Here is a 3937-nt window from a genome sequence, read left to right as displayed (position 1 = left end):
CATGCTCATGCGACACGAAAAACGCCTCGCGGGGATACGCCACCCCGGCCGCTTTCCTTCGGAACGCTGGCCGGCTTCAGTTCGGAACGGTGGCCGCCTTCAAATCGGAATACCCGGCCGGCTTCATCGGAATCTGCAGCCGCTCGACGCTACGATGGTTCCTTTGGCGTCGGTGACGCCCACCCAGGCAAGCGTGGGATCCGTCGCCTTGAGTTCGTCGACCACGTTTTGCGCCGTCGTCCAATCACGAACTGCATCAATCTTTGCGAGCACACGGACCTGCTTGGAGCGAGCCCACATGTCCGTGTCCAGCTTCTCAGACATTTGAAAGGCCGCTTCGGAGAGTGAGCGACCAATCTCCTGCTCCAATTGCTGTTCGGATCGCGATCCCGCCACCACACTTAGCAGCGTGGATACGCCCAGAATGAGAGCAGCACTTGAGGCGGCTGTTGCGCCTTGTAGACCCCAACGCTTCCACACCATGGAGCGCCTCCGCATATCCCGGTATGACTCTATCACTCTTTTGGGGTATGCGCCAGATGGTCTGAAGACAAGAATGAAAGGTGATAAGTTCCAGTTGGTCGACGTCGCTTCGGAGGGCTCGCCCCCCCAGCAGCGCGAAACCAGGATGAAACCGCCACCGGCGATGCGCCTGACGATGATCAGCGTCAGCCAGAGCAGGAAACAAGCGAGGATTACCAGCGTCCGATTGTAGATTCTGTCGGCGAAGACGGTGCCATAACCAGCCGTAGAGCCGCTTGATTCGCGTCAGCAGCGCGCCGGCACTGTCGGCGGCGTGGACGAGGTCGCCGAGCAGAAAGCCCGAGGTACCGGCCGCGATGTAACGCTTGCGGCCCTTCACCTTCTTGCCCACGTCGAGTCCTCGGGAATCCCCTGGTACGTTGGCGATCGCTTACCGGAATGCCAAATTCCGGTGAGCAGACACGGAAGCGGTGATCCTGTGACCCGCTTCGGCGGCAAGTTTGGAGAAACGATGGCGGTCCCGCTTTCCCCACTCCGCATCAGAGGCTGGACGGTAACTTTTCCGTTGCCTTGACGCTTTGGGTGTCGAGGATGGAGGCCGACGGCGCCGGATTCCGATCCTCCTGTTCGTGCAGCATCAGCACCAGATGATCGCGCAGGGTCTCCCACATGCCGGCTTCAGGAAAGCCTGTAAGTACCGGTAGACTGCCGGCCAGCGTGGAAAAGCCGGTTGCGGCGGAAGGTGGCGCCATTGGCCGCCGCTCCGCACAACGTAGAACAGCGCATCCGGCAATCTGCGAATATCCGTGCTGCGGGAACGACCGCCGGGCTTCGCCGGTAGGAGCAGCGGCTCGATCAGGCGGTACTTGTCATCGCTGAGCGCAGTGCCAGCACCGCAATCGCCAACCGGTCGGCGGTCCTCGGTCGTCCCACATCGGCGGCCTCCGGCATTATGTTCCCTGTCGACAGCTGATAGCTTGGGCCATCACCACGTCAGCGCGATTTTCGAAGCGGGCTGTGAATGTCCAAAGTCGAGGTCAGATCGCGTTCGTCTCCATCCTGTTCGGGCGTCAGCGGCGATTGACCGGCAATAACATCAATCGCCTGATGCCGGTAAACAGACAGCAAGAAACTCCTTGGCACCATACAAAAGATGGCATCTTCGTTATTGGCTATTTACATTATCCATGTTAGATAGAACTATCACTTTCTAATTCTACGTGACAATGGAGAGTGCTTGGATGAGCGCAAATGTGGACCAGCTTGAAATCGTCGTCTTGACTACGAAAATCACGGCTTCCTACGTGCGGAGGCAGACGATCCCAGCCTCTGCCCTGCCTGAGTTGATCCAATCTGTCTACAGCGCTTTGAGCCAAGCTGGTCAGCAGAGGGAGGCCAAAGAGGAGAGACAAGCACCTGCGGTGCCGATCCGCCGATCGGTCGCTCCCGATGCGATCACTTGCCTCGAATGCGGTAAGCGCAACCGGATGCTCAAGCGGCACCTGGGGAGCGAACACGATCTGACGCCTGATGAGTATCGGGCCAAATGGGGCCTGCCGAGCGACTATCCGATGACCGCTCCCAACTATGCCGCACAGCGCTCAGAACTAGCCAAGGCTCACGGGTTGGGCCGCGCGGGCAATATACAACGAAACCGTGAACGCAATGAACTCCCGGTGGAAGCGGCTCCGCAGCCTACGCCCGCCAAGAGGGGGCGAAAGAAGTCCGCGGCTTGACGCACGAGAGGCTGGACTCGTGATGGAACAGGATGGCGGCGACGGTGGGCACTGGCTTCGGATACCAGATGGCGCTCCGTCGTCGCCGCTCCATAGTAGTATGCCGGCACCAGAAGAAGCTGAGACAGACGGCATGCCTGTTGTGCTCAGGTTTGAGCCGTCAAGATGCCCACAAGCCTGTCAGAAACAAGTGACCAAATGATGATGATGCCCAGATTATCCAAAGTCGGTGTAAAATGAAGCAGGGTCGGGGCAGACACTGCCCCCAGGAGGTAAGGAGAGGCAATGTTTGTCGTGAGTGAGGAGGAGCGGTTTGCCATCCATCAGGCATTCGAAGCCGGGGGGGAGTGGGCTGCTGTGGCCGAACTGCGTCGGTACTTTCCACTCCAGCGCAATGAGGATGCGCTGTCAGCCGTGCGGGCGATCGTGCGGTGGCCCTCAGAGGCGTCATTGTCCAACCGCGACACCCGCCGCAAGTCGGCTCCGCCGGGCTCTCGGCCGGCCGCACGCACCGAGCAGACCTCTCCTGGAAGCACGGAAAACAAGGCAACAGAGACGCTTGGGCGCAACGCTGACCTTGTTGGAAACATCCAGTGGAGGCCGGCGACCTATGAGGCTGTTGCCGCTGATCCCACCGGCGGCGAGGGTACGATAACCATCATGCTTTCCGGTGAGGTGTGCGGCGCCTTCGGGATCGATCAACGTGTTGCGGAAGATAAGGCAACGGTTTGGGTGGTTACACATCTGTTGACCGGGCAGCGTCTCCCCCGCGAATTCCTGACGCATGAGGCAGCAATGGCCTGTGTGCAGAAGCTACAGGGGCTCCGCTGCTGGAACAGCGGCAATGCTACAGCAATGCTGAGCCATCCCGATACCCACCTTGCCCAACGTATTCTGTTGGCTGCACCAGACAGCCGCGAGACGTGAAAGGGTGCCGTCAGCAATTCTGCCGTCCGGAAACGACCGCACCTTGCCTGCAGTGGACGACAAGAGCACCACACTTCAGAGTGGGAAGGGTAGGGGCTGTACTGCCCAACCGCGCTCTGGGGAAGAGCTGGAGGTCATCAAAGAACGGCTCTTCAAAATGTACTGGGTCGGGTTGCGATTATGAAGATTGCCGCCGCAGTGAGAAGGGCAAGATCACACCTTCATCACCATCGAGAATTGGAGCGGACATGACTGGGGGCCACAAATGGGCGTTCAAGACGAAGCTCCGAGCACGCGCATTTGGATGGCGCGGGTCTCAAACTGCTGCTGCGCGCTTGAAGGAGGCGGTGACCGTGATCAAGATCGTCGGCAAGTCTAATCCGTTGGCGGCAGGGGAGGGCGCCCTCGCGCTTATCGAGCGGCTGTGGCCCGCCTTCGAGCAGATCGATACCTCCTCGGGCGCCTTGGGTAGCGCTGTCAACAAAGCACTCGGCGTGCTGATTCCGATCCTTATTGTGGCACCGGCCGATCCCAAGACCCGCGCAAAATGGCTGGAGCGCCTATACCAAGCCGTGCTTGATGACGGAGTGCAGTATCTGTTTCCGCTCAGTGGGAATCCCTGCATGAGTCGTACTCCGCAGGACTTGGTATCAGACGTCGCGCTGCAGTTGCGGGAGCTCACAGGGGCGGCAGTTGATCCGCTGCCGCCCTCGCGGGCGCACCGGTCGGGGTGCCGCGGGACGCCTGTTTACAGGACTTGGCTGTGCAGGGTCTTGGCCAAGAGCTTGGCC

The 3937-nt window shown here is 60.0% G+C and carries 5 protein-coding genes and 1 pseudogene; 3 read left to right on the top strand and 3 right to left on the bottom strand.

Annotation, left to right across the window (positions count from 1 at the left end; all coding sequences use genetic code 11):
• Nucleotides 1-123: 123 nt before the first annotated feature.
• From TSH20_RS32285 to TSH20_RS35975, 3 genes and pseudogenes are all read right to left on the bottom strand, one after another.
• Nucleotides 124-483 (bottom strand): hypothetical protein, encoded by a 360-nt coding sequence (locus TSH20_RS32285; RefSeq protein ID WP_146205496.1) that lies wholly within the window; start codon nucleotides 481-483, stop codon nucleotides 124-126.
• Between the two features lie 237 nt (nucleotides 484-720).
• Nucleotides 721-883 (bottom strand): annotated as a pseudogene (locus TSH20_RS35980) (IS5/IS1182 family transposase); the annotation flags it as partial.
• A 139-nt stretch (nucleotides 884-1022) separates the two neighbouring features.
• Entirely contained in the window at nucleotides 1023-1235 is a 213-nt protein-coding gene (locus tag TSH20_RS35975) for a hypothetical protein (RefSeq protein WP_247871736.1), read from the bottom strand.
• Between the two features lie 489 nt (nucleotides 1236-1724).
• Here TSH20_RS35975 and TSH20_RS32275 point away from each other — a divergent pair, with 489 nt between their 5' ends.
• The 3 genes from TSH20_RS32275 to TSH20_RS32265 all read left to right on the top strand — a co-directional run.
• Nucleotides 1725-2219, top strand: a complete 495-nt coding sequence (locus tag TSH20_RS32275) for a MucR family transcriptional regulator (protein WP_282183595.1) — start codon at nucleotides 1725-1727, stop codon at nucleotides 2217-2219.
• A gap of 285 nt (nucleotides 2220-2504) precedes the next feature.
• Complete coding sequence (locus tag TSH20_RS32270; RefSeq protein WP_109157793.1) at nucleotides 2505-3146, top strand: hypothetical protein; 642 nt, start codon at nucleotides 2505-2507, stop codon at nucleotides 3144-3146.
• A 353-nt stretch (nucleotides 3147-3499) separates the two neighbouring features.
• The coding region (locus TSH20_RS32265; RefSeq protein WP_199232451.1) for a hypothetical protein at nucleotides 3500-3937 on the top strand (438 nt) is incomplete at its 3' end.

The organism is Azospirillum sp. TSH20 (assembly GCF_003115935.1).
Classification (GTDB): domain Bacteria; phylum Pseudomonadota; class Alphaproteobacteria; order Azospirillales; family Azospirillaceae; genus Azospirillum.
This window is presented reverse-complemented; position numbering and strand designations above follow the sequence as displayed.

Bases quoted from the DNA above. Each gene is read 5' to 3' on its own strand.
- TSH20_RS32285 (WP_146205496.1), bottom strand. From the start codon at position 483: ATGGTGTGGAAGCGTTGGGGTCTACAAGGCGCAACAGCCGCCTCAAGT.
- TSH20_RS35975 (WP_247871736.1), bottom strand. From the start codon at position 1,235: ATGGCGCCACCTTCCGCCGCAACCGGCTTTTCCACGCTGGCCGGCAGT.
- TSH20_RS32275 (WP_282183595.1), top strand. From the start codon at position 1,725: ATGAGCGCAAATGTGGACCAGCTTGAAATCGTCGTCTTGACTACGAAA.
- TSH20_RS32270 (WP_109157793.1), top strand. From the start codon at position 2,505: ATGTTTGTCGTGAGTGAGGAGGAGCGGTTTGCCATCCATCAGGCATTC.